The organism is Candidatus Ryanbacteria bacterium CG10_big_fil_rev_8_21_14_0_10_43_42, from assembly GCA_002793915.1.
Taxonomy (GTDB): domain Bacteria; phylum Patescibacteriota; class Minisyncoccia; order Ryanbacterales; family 2-02-FULL-48-12; genus 1-14-0-10-43-42.
Window position 1 is genome coordinate 3,836 of the sequence record PFEF01000009.1, and the last position, 1,694, is coordinate 5,529.

At 49.6% G+C, this 1,694-nt stretch carries 1 pseudogene (cut by a window edge); it reads left to right on the top strand.

Going from position 1 to position 1,694, the window contains the following annotated elements:
• Positions 1 to 1,675 (top strand): annotated as a pseudogene (locus COU90_04150) (hypothetical protein); it begins 1,625 nt to the left of the window's first position.
• Positions 1,676 to 1,694: the final 19 nt, after the last annotated feature.

Genomic DNA, 1,694 nt, shown 5'->3' on the forward strand with positions numbered 1-1,694 from the left:
CGACTGGATAAGAACTATGGCGCGGACAATTTTTCAGCGCTTGAATAACAACATAAACATAGTCGCCTGGGACTGGATGGAAGAAGCTCAGACCGCTGCGGTAGGAAGAGCGGTAGTACGCTCAACCGAAGAGGCGAAAGAACTGTCAGGGTTGCTAAAAAATATTATCCGTCCAGGATATAGTGAACCTTTTCAGGTTCTTGCCCACAGCGCAGGCCAGAGAATCGGATCTGAGGCCTTGCTACAGATGATTGTCGTCGGCACGCTTAGTGCTGAAAACGCTCATCGCTATCAGCTGACACTCTTTGATCCGTTTACCCCCTACATTACCGGGGTAAACAAGGCATTGCGTCAGCTGGGCGTGTATATTGATCTATACGATGGTCTCATTAGCGAGGGAACCAGAAATTCACATATCAGAGTGAATACACCGGGATGGCCATTTGATCATGCGGTTTACAACTGGTATGCCCAAACCATTCCGGACGCATACGAAATAGAGCTTCATAACCGACCTTTCTTCTGTTTCGGTGGAACCATACCCGGAACCATCGGATTCGATACTTCTGCGCTTGTAGCTCCGCCGGGTAACACGGATGCTTTTCGCTATATCGATCCTCTTTGCGAGGAACAAGGAACGTTGTTTTTTTCTCGGTTAAGCATTTGCTCGCGTCTATCCAATAAAAACATATTCGGTCTTGACAAAACCGAAAACTGCGACACAGCAATTCCCGAGCCCTCGCTTGAACTTGAGCGGACAACCTGGCTGGAGCTCACAAACGAGCTTCAAGGATTGCGCATAAAAGGTGACGGTGGTGGAGCAGAATTCCACGAAGCAGTATATGAAGATGAGATCACCATCTCTCCCGAGTGGGACTATGTAAGCTTTGAGTACGACTTTACTCACGCGCCAAGCCCCGCGGTATTCTCTCTCTCCATTCTCGACGGAGAAGAGGAAACGGCTTACGAGATGGATTCCGATCTTGTCTTCAACGAAGGGTTTCTCGTTACCGGATTCTACGATATACGAAAGCATCAGGAAAATATTGTCACATTCCGCTTCTCCCTGTCATCGGAAATTCCCGGAAGTCGGGTTATTGTCAGAAGTTTTTCCTTTTGGAAAGACCCGTATAACGGGAACAGCCCCCCGATTGCCGTCGCCGGAGACGACATTGAGCTGGATGCTGATCCCGACAATACCGCTATCGTCTTGTTTGACGGCTCGGCGTCAACCGATCCTGACGGAGATGAGCTGACTTACCGATGGATGACCGAAGGCGGCCTTATCGCCACCGGCGAAACGTCAGAAGCGGTTCTTCCGGCAGGAAAATATGCGGTTACCTTGGTTGTCACAGATATCGCGGGCAATACGGCAATAGATGACATGAGCGTCATCATCCGCTCTGTAAATATTTCGTTCCTTCGCGGCGATTCAAACGCTGACAGGGAAATTGACATCTCCGACGCGGTAAAGACGCTTTCTTTTCTCTTTACCGGCGGAACGATTTCCTGCAATGACGCGGCTGACGCAAATGACGATGGTGAGGTGGACATATCAGACCCAATATTCACCCTCACGTTCCTTTTTACGGACAGCTCAAGGCCGCCGCCCTTACCCTTCCCCGAACCGGGACTGGATCCGACGGAGGATGAGCTTGGCTGTCTTTCTTATTGATATTTCCATACAAAAAAAC